The following is a 14112-nucleotide window of genomic DNA, read 5'->3' as shown; positions in this document are numbered from 1 at the left end:
ATCAAGATTGGCAGAGCTGCAAGTCCAGGCGTTCGTTAGTTGCGATAAATCCTTCTCAAGACACGCTAACGTTGGTTGACGTTGCGTTAGCTATGTCTAATTTGCTGGAAGGCTCTTGCCGCCCCCCCAAAAAGGCAACACACGAGCTTAGCGCCAGCTGCGGCAAACCCCACCCGCCCGGCTGCAGTTGGCGCGCAATTTGGCCGACCAGATCGTGCTGACTACTCTGACCGGGTTCTTGATAATCTAATTCCGTTGTCAGGCAGCAATTCAATGCCAGCTTTTTCTAGCGCTCCAGCCATGCTCTTGAGGTTGTTCAAAATGGGGACCCGAGCACCTCGTTCGTAGTCAGCGACTGTCTGTCGAGATACATCTGCCGCCTGAGCCAAATCCTCTTGGCTCCAGCCAAGCATCGCTCGAGCGCCGCGGCACTGCTCCATCGTCAGGACTGGCGATTTCAACTAAACATTCCGATTGACATCAATCAATTTGTATAAGAACTTGCCTTTAAAGACGGCCGAGTAGTTGCTGGAACACCTACTCGGCCTGACCAAACCCAAGCTGGTTGGAGCTCGGATCATGGCTGATTCCGACAATACCACAGCTTTGCCTTTCGTCACCCAAGGTGGGCGAAGGATGAGCTGTGCTTTGGATGACGTTGGGGCAGTTGGCGATATTGTACATGCCGTGCGTTTGCTTGCGCCGTTCGACCCGTGTGTCGCCCTGCTGCAGGATTGGGAACAAGCACACCATATGTCGGTGGTTTTGTGCCGACTGCAGCAGCGTCTTGAGACAAGAATCAGGAACGCCTTGGCTTCTTCTGAGCCCGATCGTGGACCTGAAAACGACGGTCATAGCACGCCGCAAACATCTTTGCTGGCCGCTCGTCGGGCACGTTGGGACGAGCTCGACAAGGAGTTCGGATACACCCGAGCCCGTGCCGCCGAGGCGCAGGCAGTCGAGGCTGAAGAAGAGATCCTCGACGCTGTTGCGGCCACTCCCGCCCAGTCACTCGCCGGGCTGATCGCCAAACTGACGATCATCGTCGGCAGTGGCGAGAACATGGGGGACATGTCCGCGTTCCCCTGGCCGCAAATCCAGTCGGGTCTCGCGGACCTGAAGGCATTAGGCGAAATCGGCCTGGACGCTAAGACCGGTGGGCTTCGCCAACCCATGCCCGACGGCAACACGGTCATAAAAAGCCAACCACGGCGAAGCTGAACGCTCTGCAGGATCGCAGGACGGACGGCGGCGATGCCGCGCGGCCTGGCACCCGGCGTCCGCACTGCGGTCGGGCAGGCACCTTTTACAACAATGGGAGAGTGAGAATGACCTTCAGAAGTTCTGTACGCCTGCGGCTTGCCCTCATGTGGAGTGCATTGCTTGCGCTGATCTTTGTCATGCCTGGCGGCACGGCCTTTGCCGAGACGACGAAAGAGCGTGTCCTGCGTGAAGGCAAGATCGTCATCGGCATCCATAATCGGACGCCATGGGGTTTTCGCGATGAAGCCACTGGCGAGGCCAAGGGATGGCATCCCGACCTGTTGAGGGCTGCGTTCTCTGAACTTGGCGTCAAGGAGCTCGACATCAGGGTCACCGAGTTCGGCGCCCTGATCCCAGGCCTGCTCGCAGGCCGCTTCGATGCGGTGGCCTCCGGTCTGTCCATCACGCCGGAGCGCTGCCGGCAGGTCGCCTTCGGGGCACCTGATCTGAAGGTGCGTGACGCAGCCATCGTGCTCGCTGGCAATCCAAAACAGATCCACGGTTTCGAGGACATCGTCAGCCAAAAGATCATCATGGGTGCCGGCCGCGGCAGTGTGTCGGTCAGGAATGCGACTGCAGCCGGCGTGCCGGAAAGCAACATGCTGCTGTTCCCCGACATCGAAGCGAACATCTCGGCCCTGCGCTCCGGCCGCATCGATGTGACGGTGCTGTCGTCTCCTACCGCAATCGGGCTGTTTTCGAGCGGGAAGCTCAAGGGCCTGGAAAGTGCCACACCCTTCGTGACAACAGATGAACAGGCAACTTATGCCGCTGTCGCCTTCCGCAGCGAGGACCAGGATCTGCGGGCGTTGTGGGATGAACGGCTTGTTGCCCTGACGAAGGACGGGACGGTCACCAAGGTCATGGCCAGATATGGCTTTGGTGAGACCGAGATCGTGCCCGATACCGTCACCGTCGAGAAGCTCTGTGGTGGTGGCACGGCTGGTGCCGGCAAATGAGCATGCTCGAGATCTGGCTCGGTATCCTTCAGGGGTTTCGCGTCACCGCTCTGGTGACGCTCTACGGCCTTGTCTTTGCCATTCCCTTCGGACTCGTCTTTGGTGTTGCCCAATACATGACCACGGGGCCGGTGCGGCTCGTGGTGACCTCGGTCATCGAGTTCTGGCGCAGCTCTGCCGTCATCATCCTGCTCTTTGTGTTTTACTACGCCTTGCCTATCGCCGGTCTGGCACTGTCGGCGATGACCGTCAGCGCTATGGTGCTCGGGCTCAACATTGGTGGTTATGCCAGCCAGGCGGTGAGAGCCGGCCTGCAGGCGCTGGACCGTGGCCAGAAGGAAGCTGGCCACGCATTGGGACTGTCGCGGTCTACCATCCTGTTGCGCATTGAACTGCCCCAGGCACTGGTGGCGATGAGCCCGACCTTCATCAACCAGCTCATCCAACTGGTGAAGGCGACATCGCTTGTCTCACTGGTCACGCTGACCGACATGACGTTCCGCGCCAAGGAGATCTCGCAGATCGAGTACGACCCGGTGCCGATCTACACCTCGCTGCTGCTCGCCTACTTCATCGTCTGCTACCCGGTCGCACTGTTCGGGCGCTGGGTGGAACGACGCATCAACCCGGCAAGGGAGGCGCATCGTGCAGTTTGATGTCGCCTTTGCCCTTTCGACCGTGCCAACCATCCTTGGCGCCATCGGCATGACATTGCTGGTGGCAGCAGTCAGCTGCGTTGGCGCCTCGGCAGTCGGCTTCGGCTTTGAGCTCGTCCGCCGCTCCGGAGGCTGGGGCGGGCTGTTCGTCGGCTTTGTGATCGACTTCATCCGGGCAACGCCGGTGCTGGTCTGGCTCTACTGCCTGTATTTTATTCTGCCGTTTTACGGCATTCGCCTTGGTGCGCTTGCCACAGGCATGATCGGGCTCAGCCTCTATTACAGCGGTTATCTCGCGGAGGTGTTCAAGGCCGGCATCGATGCCATCCCCAATGGCCAGGCGGAGGCCGCAAGAGCGCTTGGCCTTGGCAGGATGGATATGACCATCTTTGTCATCGCCCCGCAGATGCTGCGCAACATCGCAGCACCCATGGGCAACTACTTCGTCTCGATCCTGAAGGCGACACCTTATCTGGCCGTGCTTGCGGTGCCGGAGATGCTCGGACGTGCCTTTGACATCGCATCCGACACCTACCGCTACGCCGAGCCGCTGACGGTTGCCGGCCTGATCTTCCTCGGTCTCGCACTCCTCATCTCGCAAGCCATCAAACGGCTCGAGATCCGGCTGCTTGGGCCGACAGCCAGGTAGCCGCGCGACCGGCAGCCCGTCGGCCGATCACGCCCTCACAAAACCAGACACCTAGATCGCTGCCTTCAAGCGAACTGTAGAGAGACCCCATGACCCATTCAGACGACAAACCTGCCGTCCAGATCGCTTCGCTCAACAAATGGTATGCCACCTTCCATGTGTTGAAGGAGGTCAACCTCACCATCCCTAGCGGGTCCCGCGTCGTGATCTGCGGACCCTCCGGTTCGGGCAAGTCCACCCTGATCCGCTGCCTGAACGGGCTTGAAGCCTACCAGCAGGGAACAGTGACGCTGGGAAAGATTGAGCTCGGGGCCAACGCGAGGGAGACAGCACTCGCCCGCCGGCAGACCGGAATGGTGTTCCAGAGCTTCAACCTGTTTCCGCATCTGACTGTATTGTCGAACTGCACGCTTGCCCTGCTGCGTGTCCTTCGCATGCCGCGCAACGAAGCCGAGAGCCTGGCGCGCCATTTCCTGGAAAAGGTCCGCATTCCCGAACAGGCCGGCAAGTATCCCGCACAGCTCTCAGGCGGACAGCAGCAGCGTGTGGCGATTGCGCGTGCGCTCTGCATGAACCCGCGCCTGATGCTGTTTGACGAGCCGACCTCGGCACTCGATCCCGAGATGGTCAAGGAGGTGCTCGACGTCATGACCGGTCTGGCTCATGAAGGCATGACGATGATCTGCGTCACCCATGAGATGGGTTTTGCCCGCGAGGTCGCAGATCAGGTCGTATTCATGGATCAGGGCAGCATTGTCGAACAGGCTTCGCCCGTGGCGTTCTTTTCGACACCCAACCATCCCCGCGCCCGCAGCTTCCTCAACACGCTTTTGCACTGACATGGAGATGGTGCCGGCGGGCGAGACGCGCATCTGGACAACTCTTGACTTCGACCGGGACGGCAAGCAACACGATTGGCTGCGACTGCCGTTCTCGACCGACCGGTCCGCCTATGGCGTCATCCCGATCCCGATCACCTGCATCAGGAATGGTGTCGGGCCAACCGCACTGCTGATTGCCGGCAATCATGGCGACGAATATGAGGGCCAGGTCGCTTTGAGCAAGCTGGCTCGTCAGGTCGAACCCCGCGATGTGCGCGGGCGTATCCTCATTCTGCCTGCGCTCAATTATCCGGCCGTCGTTGCGGGGCGACGCCTCTCCCCCCTCGACGAAGGCAATCTCAACCGGCTGTTCCCGGGCGAGGCGAACGGCACCCCAACCCAGATGATCGCCCATTATGTCAGCTCAGTTCTGCTTTCGATGGCCGACATCGTCATTGACCTGCACTCAGGCGGAAGATCCCTGTCATATCTTTCCTGCTGCCTGATACGCGCTGGCAAAACCGGGGCCGAGACCGCAAGGCTCATCGAACTCATGGAAGTCTTCGGCGCCCCGATCGGATCTATCAGCGACGGCACCGGAGGCGGAGGGGCAACGACCCTCTCTGCAGTTGCCCAGGCTCTTGGCGTTCCAACCCTCACTACCGAGCTGGGCGGGGGCGGCACCTTCTCAACTACTGGGGAGGCCATCGCCAGCCAAGGTATCTGCCGCGTCCTCAAGTACATCGGCGTGTTGCCCAATGCCGAAACCAAACCGGCGCCGCCTGTCCGGCTGATGCGGGTCGTCGGGAGGGGCGCGTTCACCTATGCCCCCATTCATGGCATCTTCGAACCTGCTGTCGAACTCGGCGACACTGTCGACACCGGTCAGACCGCAGGCTTCATTTTTCCTGTCGAAGGCTCCCAGAAGCCGCCCGAAGAAGTCTGCTTTTCTCAGCCAGGCCTCGTGGCCTGCCGCCGCGCGCCAGCCCTTGCCGCCCCCGGAGACTGCCTGTTCAAGCTCGTGACCGATGTCGGGGCGATGTGAGTGGCCAGCACATGACAAAGCCTCAAGAGAAGACAGGGTGGTCGGGCGCCGACTTCATCCCAAGGCCTGAGTAAGCGCGCAGCCCATCAATCACTTCCGGTCAATCCCGGTTTTTTGGGATTCTCTCTGCTTTTCCACTGCTTTACGCGGATGGTCCGCAAATCGCAGGAGGATGCATGAAGCCGGATTCGTCTAAGTGGCGTAGCTCGCAGGCCTACGATTTCATAAGCAATGTGCCTCCAGATGCCCTCGCCTGGGAATTCCTGCGCCGCAATCCAGCCTACCAGCGCGAATTCGCAGACATGCAGCAAATCAACCCCACGCCGATTTCCCTCTCCCCGCACGAACTGCGGTCGCAGTGGGGGCTTCGATTTTCCAGCAAATCCTGATCGCCCGGCAACCAAGCAGCCGGTTTACTGGACACCCGAGATCGATCCGGGTGTTATCCTGCTCATCAACACGCCACCGCTGCTGGCAGACGATGCGGACGTCGTCGCCGCTTTGCCGCCGGCGGTTTCAAAGCGTGACGAGCTCGGCGAGCACTTGCGTCCCCTCTCGACAGCAAATAGCTGCCAGATCGCGCTGCTTTACGGCACCGACCCTGCGCAACCCCTGGCTGCGATAGTACCCCTCGACGCAAAGGCCCCCGAACGACTGTCATCCCTGGATAGATTCATCAGATCGTCCAAGGGGAGCAGAGTGCCTGATAAACGCCTGACGTCATCGCAACGCACTCGCCTCGGCCATATGCTTCGCGCTCTCGACGGCCGAATCGAAGGGGCTTCCCATTTCGATATAGCCCACGCCCTGTTCGGTCCCCGTTTCATCGTCGCTGAGGAATGGCAAGATTCGCCATTTCGTTACACAACGCTGCGCCTCATACGCGATGGCTACAGAATGATTGAAGGCGGCTACCGCAAGCTACTGCGGTTCCGACGGCGCGGCGCCTGAATGCCGGTGCCAAAGTCCGGCGGCAATATTCCTGTCCGTGCGAAATAGGCTCCATCCATTCCGCACCTGAACAACGCCGGAGCCCTCCTCCATCATCGCCCATGTCCGCCGCTTGATCCCAGCGGCTTTCACAATGTGATGGAGATATCCCGATGAACGGTCGAAACGCCGGCCTGCCACCGCGCTTTTTGCGCACCAAGGAAGCGGCCACGTTTCTGAGCCTGTCGGCCAGGACGCTCGAAAAGCACCGCACCTACGGAACGGGCCCAGGCTACCGCAAACTCGGCGGGCGGGTCGTCTACTCAATCGACGATCTCCAGGCCTGGGCCAATCGCGGAGCCATGACCTCAACCTCCGACCCGCGAGGTACTGTCCTGCCCGCCAAACGCCATTCCCTCATCCCTGCGGCACATGCCGACCGCTTGGCCCGCTGATCGCTCGGCTGCTCCCCTTGTCGGCGCGGACTCGCCTGCCTTCGGAGCGCGGACAGCTTGATCTGTTCCATGCGCTCCCCGGCGACTTCGCTCCCCGCGATGCACAGGATCTCATGGCCTATCCATTCTTTTCCCTCGCAAAGTCCAAACGGACGGCACCCATCGATTTCAAGGCCGGCGGCGTAACCATCCGGGTCGAAGCCGTGCCGGATCACGGCATGGCAACGATCTGGGACGCAGACATCCTGATCTGGGCGGCCAGCCAGATCGTCAACGCCCGCGATGCCGGACTCCGAACATCACGACTGATGGCTACGACGCCCTACGAGATCCTGACCTTTACCGGACGCGGCGTCAGCTCACGTGACTATCGGCGCCTGAAAGCTGCCCTCGATCGTCTCCAGTCCACCACGATCGCGACCTCCATCCGTCAGCCGGCCGAGGGCCGGCGCCATCGCTTCTCCTGGCTGAATGAATGGCAAGAGCGGACCGACCGGGATGGGCGCCCGGTCGGCGTCGAACTGATCTTGCCGGATTGGTTCTATCGAGCCGTCCTTGACGACGCGCTCGTGCTCACCATCGACCGGGCTTACTTCGATCTGACAGGAGGCCTCGAGCGTTGGCTATACCGCATCGTGCGCAAGCATGGCGGACACCAGCAATTCGGCTGGAGATTCGACTTCGCCCACCTGCACCACAAGTCGGGCAGCCTCTCGCCACTCAAGCACTTCGCATACGACCTGCGCGACATTGCCCGACGACAACCGCTGCCTGGCTACCGCCTCGGCATCGAGCTCCAGGTCAACGGGCCGGATGTCCTCACCTTCGTCGCCACCAATCCTGCCGCCTCACCGCGCCCGGCCCGGAAACCACCAACGCGCTTCGGGGATAAGCTGTGAATACGCTCGTGCTATTGGGGACTGCCCCTATCGTGCCATCGGGGACCCGATCCTCGTGCTATCAGGGACCGGAACTGACGTTTCAGCGCCGTCTTTCAGTGCCTTGCGGTCGGCGTAACGTCACTAACCCAGATTCTTTCAGAATCTTTCTAACGCTCCCCTGCTGTCGCAAGGATGAGGACGACCACTCCACGCTGGTGGAGGGCGCGTCATGAACGTCGCGCTCTTCACCCATGTAGAGCTGACTTTTGTCGAGAAGAAGATCGAGTACTGGATCCGCTTCGGTCAGGTAGCGCACGAACAACGTATCGATCGCCGCCGTCGGCTCCTCTTCTTCCAGCCCGGTACGATCTTCGCCTTAATCCGTTGGGCTTCCAATGACTTCGGCACAGTGATCTCAAGGATCGATATTGTTCGGGCGGTCGCACGCGGCGAAGCCTATCAGACGCTGCCATTCGTGCGTCCGGGCGGCGACATCCTGCTCAAGGTCGATAGCTGGCCCAAGGTCGAGCGCGTGCTTCAGGTCATAGATGCAATCGAACGTCTCGGCATCGATCCCGAAGCCGTATCGCCCGATCACTGGCGACACATCCATAACCGAATGACTGCCGGCCTAGAGCCGCGGGCGTACACGCTCGACCAGCATCGGGGCTTCCTTCAACGCTTGAGGGTGAAGCCATGAGCCGTCTCGGTATCCTCCTCACGACCGCACTCGCGACGGCAAGCGTCGGCTATCCGGCGCTCGCGCCGATGCCGATCAGGCTGATCTGGAACGTTTCGGCCAGCGCACCGATCGGCCTATACTCGGTCGATCTCAACGCCCCCCTCGAAGTCATGGACGTTGTCGCCGTCGATGCGCCGGAGCCGCTCGCGACCTTCCTCGCCGCGCGCGGCTATCTGCCGAAAGGCGTGCCGTTGCTCAAGCGTGTTCGCGCGGTCTCCGGGCAGACCGTTTGCCGTTCGAAAGTCCTCATAACCGTCGACGGCATCGAGGCTGGCACAGCACTCGAGCATGATCGCGCAGGCCGTCCACTGCCGGCCTGGCGCGGATGCCTGCGCATCGCTACCGGCGAAATCTTCCTCATGAACTGGGAGGCCCGCGACAGCCTCGACGGTCGCTACTTCGGCCCGATTTCCATCGACCGCATCATCGGCCGCGCCATCCCTCTTTGGACCGACGAGGAAGGTGACGGCCGCTTCGAATGGCGCGCGTCAACGCGGTGAGCGCGCCAGCGGCGGCGTACGTTCCGCCGCCACCCCCACCACCGCCGAACCAGCAAGGGAAATTATCCATGCCACAGATCGGACTGTTCACGCGCGAAGGAGGCATCTTCTCAGGCCGCATCCACACATTCACGCTCGACCTCGAACTCACCATCGTTCCGAGCGAACCAGGCGACGGTGACAACACACCCGACTATCGCGTGCTGCGCGGCACCGATGACGGACCGGAGGTCGGCGCAGGCTGGACACGTACCAGCGAGAAGGCAGGGGAGTATGTCTCGTTGCAGTTCGACGACCCGACCTTCCAAGAACCGATCCGCGCACGCCTCTTCCGGAATAGTGAAGACGCAACCGCATGGTCGTTGCACTGGAGCCGTCCACGCGATCGCAGCGAGAGGGCTTGAGTCATGCCCTGCCGCAACGGTTCTATCGCTTTTCGGCTGCGCCCAACGCGCAGCCGATCGGTCGCCGGACAGCGACATCCGGTTCGCCGGTTCGCGCTTCGTCTTCTTTCCGGCCTCCTTATGTCGGCCTGCTCGGTGGGCCCGTGCATCGCGCAAGCCAACGCGGTACCCACTGACCCTTATGCCGCCCACATCGCCGAAGCTTCTCGACGCTTCGCAGTTCCGGCTACCTGGATACGCGCCGTCATAGGCAAGGAAAGCGCTGGCGACGAGCGCGCCGTGTCCCGCGCCGGCGCGCGTGGCCTGATGCAGATCATGCCTGGGACCTGGGACGAGCTACGCGCTCGATGGCTTCTTGGGCAGGACCCGTTCGATCCGGGCGACAACATCCTGGCGGGCGCCGCCTATCTGCGTGAGATGCACGATCGCTTCGGATCGCCAGGTTTCCTCGCCGCATATAATGCGGGCCCGGCACGCTACGAAGCCTATCTCACCGGAGACCCTTTGCCGGCCGAAACCATTGCCTATGTCGCAACGCTTTCCCCTCTGATCGGCACCGGTCCGCTCGCGGGCTCGGCGTCGACGCCGGTGGCATCTGGCGGTGCGGAAACGCTGACGTGGCACCGCTCGCCACTATTCGTTCGTGCCGCCGCCGGCACTGAGCCGACGCCGTTTGACCGCGAGAATAGTGCAGCCGCGGAGCGCTCCGTTATGCCCGATGCTATTGCCATCAAGCCGCGCCCGAACGGCCTCTTCGCCGCGCGCACCGGAATGGGAGACCCGTTTTGACTGTCGTCGCAGAATGGCGGTGTGTAGCGGGCATCCGGCAGCGCGGGGCAAGGTACGGCGTTGGTGCTGGAGAAACGACAGAGGACGGCGAGATAAAAGCGCATGCCCGAAACGCGTTAAGCCATTGGCATGGCTTGCGTTTTCCGGTGCATGCCGGCCGGTCGCGGGCATACTGCCCGAATTATTCCAATGTTTTCAACGCTTCCACATGCACCACCTGCCTCCGATCACAACCGCGGGCACAGTCATGAGAGAGGGTGACAGCGACTTCCGCATCCAACCAGGCCGCATTCGTTCGACGAAGGCGCCGAAGGCCAAGGGCTTCGTCAATCAGGTCCTCGCCGCGGCCAAGCGCGCCGGCCACACCTCCGGCAGCGCTCCATCGGGCAAGCCGGGCCGCCGGCTCGGCCACTCGACCTTCGGACGCGGGCGCAATGTCTTCGGACGCTCCCGCATCTTTTCCTCGCATCGCCGCGTCGTCATCAAGGCGCGTATCGCCCGCCATCAGGGGCGGGCATTCCGTTCAGCACCGCTCTCCGCTCATGTCTCGTATCTCAAGCGTGAGGGAGTCAGCCGAGATGGCGAGAAAGGCGTGATGTTCGACGCCGATACCGACCGTGCCGACGATCTCGCCTTCGCCGATCGCTGCAAGGGAGACCGGCATCATTTCCGCTTCATCATCTCGCCGGAGGACGCAGCCGAGATGACCGACCTCAAGGCCTTCACCCGAGATCTGGCGCGCCACATGGAAGCAGATCTTGGTACGCGCCTCGACTGGATCGCCGTCGACCACTGGAACACGGACAACCCGCATGTGCATCTGCTCGTGCGCGGCGTCGACGAGGTCGGCGCCGACCTCGTCGTCTCTCGCGACTATATCAGCCGCGGGCTGCGCTCCCGTGCCGACGACCTCGTCAATATGGAGCTCGGCCCGAAGCCGGAGCACGAAATCCACAGCGCACTTGAAAAGGAAATCACCGCCGAGCGTTGGACGCGGATCGACCGAGAGATCCAGCGCGCAGCCGATGAGACCGGCTACGTCGATCTCAGGCCAGACCGTTCCGCCCCAGCTGATCCGGAGCTCCGGCGCCTCATGGTCGGCCGGCTCCAGCATATCGAGAAGTTAGGGCTCGCCATCCAGGGCAATTCTGGAGAATGGGTCGTTGGTCTCGAAGCCGAACGCACTCTGCGCGATCTCGGTATGCGCGGCGATATCATAAAGACGATGCACCGCGCCTTCACCGAGCGCGGCCAGGATCGCGGCGTCGGCGATTATGCGGTCGACGGCGGAACCTCCGGCTCGCCGATCATTGGGCGCCTTGTCGATCGCGGCCTTCACGACGAGCTGACCGGCGAGGCCTACGCCGTCATCGATGGGGTCGACGGTCGTGCTCACCATGTCCGCCTCCGGGGCGTCGAAGCCTTCGATCTGGCTCCCGCAAATGGCGGCATTGTTGAAGTCCGTCACTTCAGTGGCACGCACGACCAACGCCCGACATTGGTGCTTGCGATGCGGTCCGATCTCGACCTTCAAGCGCAGGTCACAGCACCCGGTGCCACCTGGATTGATCATCGCCTTGTCGAGCGCGATGCCATGCCGCTGTCGCAGGCCGGTTTTGGCCGCGAAGTACGCGAGGCCATGCAGGCGCGTGCCGAACATCTCGCCGATCAAGGGTTCGCGCGGCGCGACGGCCCGCGCATCATCATGCAACGCGATCTCCTCGCCACGCTTCGCCGCCGCGAGCTCGAGGCCGTCGGCGAGAAGCTTTCTGCCGAGACAGGCTTGCCGCATGTGAAGACGGTAGCGGGACAGCACGTCGCGGGCGTCGTGCGCCAGCGCCTTGCTCTCTCGTCCGGCCGCTTCGCCATGATTGATAGCGGTCTCGGCTTCCAGCTCGTGCCCTGGTCGCGCGGCCTCGACAGCAATCTCGGCAAGCATGTCGCCGGCATGACCAAGGTCAGCGGCGGCATAGAACTCGCGGTCGGACGCAAGCGCGACCTCGGCCTCTGACAACGACGGAAGGGATCACGCATGTCAGCGACCAAAATCCTCTGGGGCCAGATCACGGTGGTCTTCCTGATCGTGATCGTCACGACCTGGGCCGCAACCCAATATGTTGCCTGGCAGCTTGGGTATCAGGCGCAGCTAGGCACGCCCTGGTTCAGTGTTGGCGATGTGCCGATCTACTATCCGCCCGCCTTCTTCTGGTGGTGGTACTTCTTCGAAGCCTACGCACCCGAGATCTTCAACAGGGCCGCCTTCATTGCGGCCTCAGGCGGCTTCATCGCGATCGCCGTCGCCATCGGCATGTCGGTCTGGCGCGCTCGCGAGGCCAAGAACGCCCAGACCTACGGCTCTGCCAGATGGGCCCAAAGGACGGAGGTGGAGGCCGCAGGGCTTCTCGGATCAGACGGCGTCGTGCTTGGCCGGCTCGATCACGACTATCTGCGCCATGACGGGCCCGAGCATGTGCTGTGCTTTGCGCCGACACGTTCCGGCAAGGGCGTCGGCCTTGTGGTGCCTACGCTCCTGACCTGGCCGGGCTCGGCAATCGTTCACGACATCAAGGGCGAAAACTGGCAACTCACAGCCGGCTTCCGAAACAGGCATGGTCGCGTCCTGCTCTTCGATCCAACCAATCCGAAATCAGCCGCCTACAATCCCCTGCTCGAGGTTCGGCGAGGCGATTGGGAGGTGCGCGACGTGCAGAACGTTGCCGATATTCTGGTCGACCCGGAAGGTTCGCTCGATAAACGCAATCACTGGGAAAAGACCAGCCACTCCCTTCTGGTCGGCGCGATCCTGCATGTCCTCTATGCCGAGGAAGATAAAACCCTTGCCGGCGTCGCCGCCTTTCTCTCCGATCCACGCCGCCCGATCGAAGCAACGCTAGCAGCGATGATGACGACGAAGCATCTCGGCGAGGCCGGCCCGCATCCGGTTGTCGCGTCGACGGCGCGCGAGCTCCTCAACAAATCCGACAACGAACGATCCGGCGTGCTCTCTACTGCCATGTCCTTCCTCGGCCTCTATCGCGATCCGGTCATCGCGGAAGTGACTGGCCGTTGCGACTGGCGCATCGCGGATTTCACAGCCGAGGCAAAGGCGACGACGCTCTACATGGTCGTCCCGCCTTCGGACATCTCCCGAACAAAGCCACTGATCCGCCTCGTCCTCAACCAGATCGGCCGACGGCTCACCGAGGACCTGCACGCCACGAAACGCAAGCATCGCGTCCTGATGATGCTCGACGAGTTCCCAGCTCTCGGCCGCCTCGATTTCTTTGAGTCCGCGCTTGCCTTCATGGCCGGCTACGGCATCAAGAGCTTTCTCATCGCTCAGTCGCTGAACCAGATCGAAAAGGCCTACGGCGCCAACAACTCGATCCTCGACAATTGCCATGTGCGCGTGAGTTTCGCGACCAATGACGAGCGGACCGCCAAACGCGTGTCCGATGCTCTCGGCACAGCCACCGAAATGAAGGCGATGAAGAACTATGCCGGCCACAGGCTCTCGCCATGGCTAGGGCACCTGATGGTCTCGCGTTCGGAGACAGCTCGCCCCCTCCTCACCCCAGGCGAGGTCATGCAACTTCCACCATCCGACGAAATCGTCATGATCGCCGGCACGCCGCCGATCCGGGCAATAAAGGCGCGCTACTATGAGGATGTGCGCTTCCGCGAACGCGTCATGGAGCCGCCGGATCCATCCGAATTGGACAGGACCAGCCGAAGCGACAACTGGTCGACAGTCCTGCCGCAGGATCCCGATCCCGCATCAGCAACCGCTAAAGTCCCAGACAGCGCCAATGCGGGGCTGCGCCGCGAACCGGAGCTCCCCGAACACGTGGCCATCGCAAAGGAAACCACGGATCATACGCCTGCTCAGGAGTTCGCGCATATCCTCGACGACGAGCCGGAGGACGCCGCTCGGCGTCGTCAGGCGCTGCGCCGTCAGATGAGCGGCATCGCACGCCAGGTCGCACTCGACCCAGGCGACGGCATGGAGCTCTAGGGC

Annotated in this window: 16 protein-coding genes and 1 pseudogene; 16 read left to right on the top strand and 1 reads right to left on the bottom strand. The window is 62.0% G+C overall.

The features are described from left to right. Positions 1–221 precede the first annotated feature (221 nt). Entirely contained in the window at positions 222–440 is a 219-nt protein-coding gene (locus WHT83_RS10225) for a helix-turn-helix transcriptional regulator (RefSeq protein ID WP_406873957.1), read from the bottom strand. A gap of 139 nt (positions 441–579) precedes the next feature. Between WHT83_RS10225 and WHT83_RS10220 the strand changes: the two genes are divergently transcribed. From WHT83_RS10220 to WHT83_RS10145, 16 genes and pseudogenes are all read left to right on the top strand, one after another. Then, positions 580–1221, top strand: a complete 642-nt coding sequence (locus tag WHT83_RS10220) for a hypothetical protein (RefSeq protein WP_406873725.1) — start codon at positions 580–582, stop codon at positions 1219–1221. A gap of 107 nt (positions 1222–1328) precedes the next feature. After that, positions 1329–2222 (top strand): ectoine/hydroxyectoine ABC transporter substrate-binding protein EhuB, encoded by an 894-nt coding sequence (gene ehuB, locus WHT83_RS10215; protein WP_406873724.1) that lies wholly within the window; start codon positions 1329–1331, stop codon positions 2220–2222. After that, a complete protein-coding gene (locus WHT83_RS10210; RefSeq protein WP_406873723.1) occupies positions 2219–2878 on the top strand; it encodes an amino acid ABC transporter permease in 660 nt (219 codons plus the stop codon). Before ehuB ends, WHT83_RS10210 begins: the two co-directional genes overlap by 4 nt. Beyond that, positions 2868–3527 (top strand): amino acid ABC transporter permease, encoded by a 660-nt coding sequence (locus WHT83_RS10205; RefSeq protein ID WP_406873722.1) that lies wholly within the window; start codon positions 2868–2870, stop codon positions 3525–3527. The genes WHT83_RS10210 and WHT83_RS10205 overlap by 11 nt, the downstream gene beginning before the upstream one ends. 89 nt (positions 3528–3616) lie before the next feature. Continuing rightward, complete coding sequence (locus tag WHT83_RS10200; RefSeq protein WP_406873721.1) at positions 3617–4366, top strand: amino acid ABC transporter ATP-binding protein; 750 nt, start codon at positions 3617–3619, stop codon at positions 4364–4366. A gap of 1 nt (position 4367) precedes the next feature. Next, the gene (locus tag WHT83_RS10195; RefSeq protein WP_406873720.1) at positions 4368–5393 is read left to right on the top strand and encodes a succinylglutamate desuccinylase/aspartoacylase family protein; all 1026 of its coding nucleotides are present in this window, start codon (positions 4368–4370) and stop codon (positions 5391–5393) included. Between the two features lie 176 nt (positions 5394–5569). Further along, the gene (locus WHT83_RS10190) at positions 5570–5782 is read left to right on the top strand and encodes a transcriptional regulator domain-containing protein (RefSeq protein WP_406873719.1); all 213 of its coding nucleotides are present in this window, start codon (positions 5570–5572) and stop codon (positions 5780–5782) included. Positions 5783–5894: 112 nt separating this feature from the next. Then, on the top strand, positions 5895–6344 hold the full coding sequence (locus WHT83_RS10185) for a DUF2285 domain-containing protein (RefSeq protein ID WP_406873718.1): 450 nt from the start codon (positions 5895–5897) through the stop codon (positions 6342–6344). 152 nt (positions 6345–6496) lie between these two features. Then, positions 6497–6778, top strand: a complete 282-nt coding sequence (locus WHT83_RS10180) for a helix-turn-helix transcriptional regulator (RefSeq protein ID WP_406873717.1) — start codon at positions 6497–6499, stop codon at positions 6776–6778. Between the two features lie 17 nt (positions 6779–6795). Continuing rightward, positions 6796–7567, top strand: a pseudogene (locus WHT83_RS10175) (replication initiator protein A); the annotation flags it as partial. Between the two features lie 321 nt (positions 7568–7888). Beyond that, positions 7889–8359: a DUF2840 domain-containing protein gene (locus WHT83_RS10170; RefSeq protein ID WP_406873716.1), complete on the top strand. Its 471-nt coding sequence runs from the start codon at positions 7889–7891 to the stop codon at positions 8357–8359. Next, the gene (locus WHT83_RS10165; protein WP_406873715.1) at positions 8356–8901 is read left to right on the top strand and encodes a S26 family signal peptidase; all 546 of its coding nucleotides are present in this window, start codon (positions 8356–8358) and stop codon (positions 8899–8901) included. The genes WHT83_RS10170 and WHT83_RS10165 overlap by 4 nt, the downstream gene beginning before the upstream one ends. A gap of 68 nt (positions 8902–8969) precedes the next feature. Then, positions 8970–9305: a DUF736 domain-containing protein gene (locus tag WHT83_RS10160; RefSeq protein WP_406873714.1), complete on the top strand. Its 336-nt coding sequence runs from the start codon at positions 8970–8972 to the stop codon at positions 9303–9305. A 3-nt stretch (positions 9306–9308) separates the two neighbouring features. Further along, entirely contained in the window at positions 9309–10094 is a 786-nt protein-coding gene (locus WHT83_RS10155) for a lytic transglycosylase domain-containing protein (RefSeq protein WP_406873713.1), read from the top strand. Between the two features lie 247 nt (positions 10095–10341). Further along, a complete protein-coding gene (locus tag WHT83_RS10150; RefSeq protein WP_406873712.1) occupies positions 10342–12105 on the top strand; it encodes a relaxase/mobilization nuclease domain-containing protein in 1764 nt (587 codons plus the stop codon). Positions 12106–12126: 21 nt separating this feature from the next. Beyond that, the gene (locus WHT83_RS10145; protein ID WP_406873711.1) at positions 12127–14109 is read left to right on the top strand and encodes a conjugal transfer protein TraG; all 1983 of its coding nucleotides are present in this window, start codon (positions 12127–12129) and stop codon (positions 14107–14109) included. Positions 14110–14112 lie beyond the last annotated feature (3 nt).

Source organism: Aminobacter sp. P9b (assembly GCF_045345995.1).
Lineage (GTDB): Bacteria > Pseudomonadota > Alphaproteobacteria > Rhizobiales > Rhizobiaceae > Aminobacter > Aminobacter niigataensis.
This window is presented reverse-complemented; position numbering and strand designations above follow the sequence as displayed.

Excerpts from the sequence above, each read along its gene's own strand:
- WHT83_RS10225 (WP_406873957.1), bottom strand. The coding sequence starts at position 440 with ATGGAGCAGTGCCGCGGCGCTCGAGCGATGCTTGGCTGGAGCCAAGAG.
- WHT83_RS10220 (WP_406873725.1), top strand. The coding sequence starts at position 580 with ATGGCTGATTCCGACAATACCACAGCTTTGCCTTTCGTCACCCAAGGT.
- ehuB (WP_406873724.1), top strand. The coding sequence starts at position 1,329 with ATGACCTTCAGAAGTTCTGTACGCCTGCGGCTTGCCCTCATGTGGAGT.
- WHT83_RS10210 (WP_406873723.1), top strand. The coding sequence starts at position 2,219 with ATGAGCATGCTCGAGATCTGGCTCGGTATCCTTCAGGGGTTTCGCGTC.
- WHT83_RS10200 (WP_406873721.1), top strand. The coding sequence starts at position 3,617 with ATGACCCATTCAGACGACAAACCTGCCGTCCAGATCGCTTCGCTCAAC.
- WHT83_RS10195 (WP_406873720.1), top strand. The coding sequence starts at position 4,368 with ATGGAGATGGTGCCGGCGGGCGAGACGCGCATCTGGACAACTCTTGAC.
- WHT83_RS10190 (WP_406873719.1), top strand. The coding sequence starts at position 5,570 with ATGAAGCCGGATTCGTCTAAGTGGCGTAGCTCGCAGGCCTACGATTTC.
- WHT83_RS10180 (WP_406873717.1), top strand. The coding sequence starts at position 6,497 with ATGAACGGTCGAAACGCCGGCCTGCCACCGCGCTTTTTGCGCACCAAG.
- WHT83_RS10170 (WP_406873716.1), top strand. The coding sequence starts at position 7,889 with ATGAACGTCGCGCTCTTCACCCATGTAGAGCTGACTTTTGTCGAGAAG.
- WHT83_RS10165 (WP_406873715.1), top strand. The coding sequence starts at position 8,356 with ATGAGCCGTCTCGGTATCCTCCTCACGACCGCACTCGCGACGGCAAGC.
- WHT83_RS10160 (WP_406873714.1), top strand. The coding sequence starts at position 8,970 with ATGCCACAGATCGGACTGTTCACGCGCGAAGGAGGCATCTTCTCAGGC.
- WHT83_RS10155 (WP_406873713.1), top strand. The coding sequence starts at position 9,309 with ATGCCCTGCCGCAACGGTTCTATCGCTTTTCGGCTGCGCCCAACGCGC.
- WHT83_RS10150 (WP_406873712.1), top strand. The coding sequence starts at position 10,342 with ATGAGAGAGGGTGACAGCGACTTCCGCATCCAACCAGGCCGCATTCGT.
- WHT83_RS10145 (WP_406873711.1), top strand. The coding sequence starts at position 12,127 with ATGTCAGCGACCAAAATCCTCTGGGGCCAGATCACGGTGGTCTTCCTG.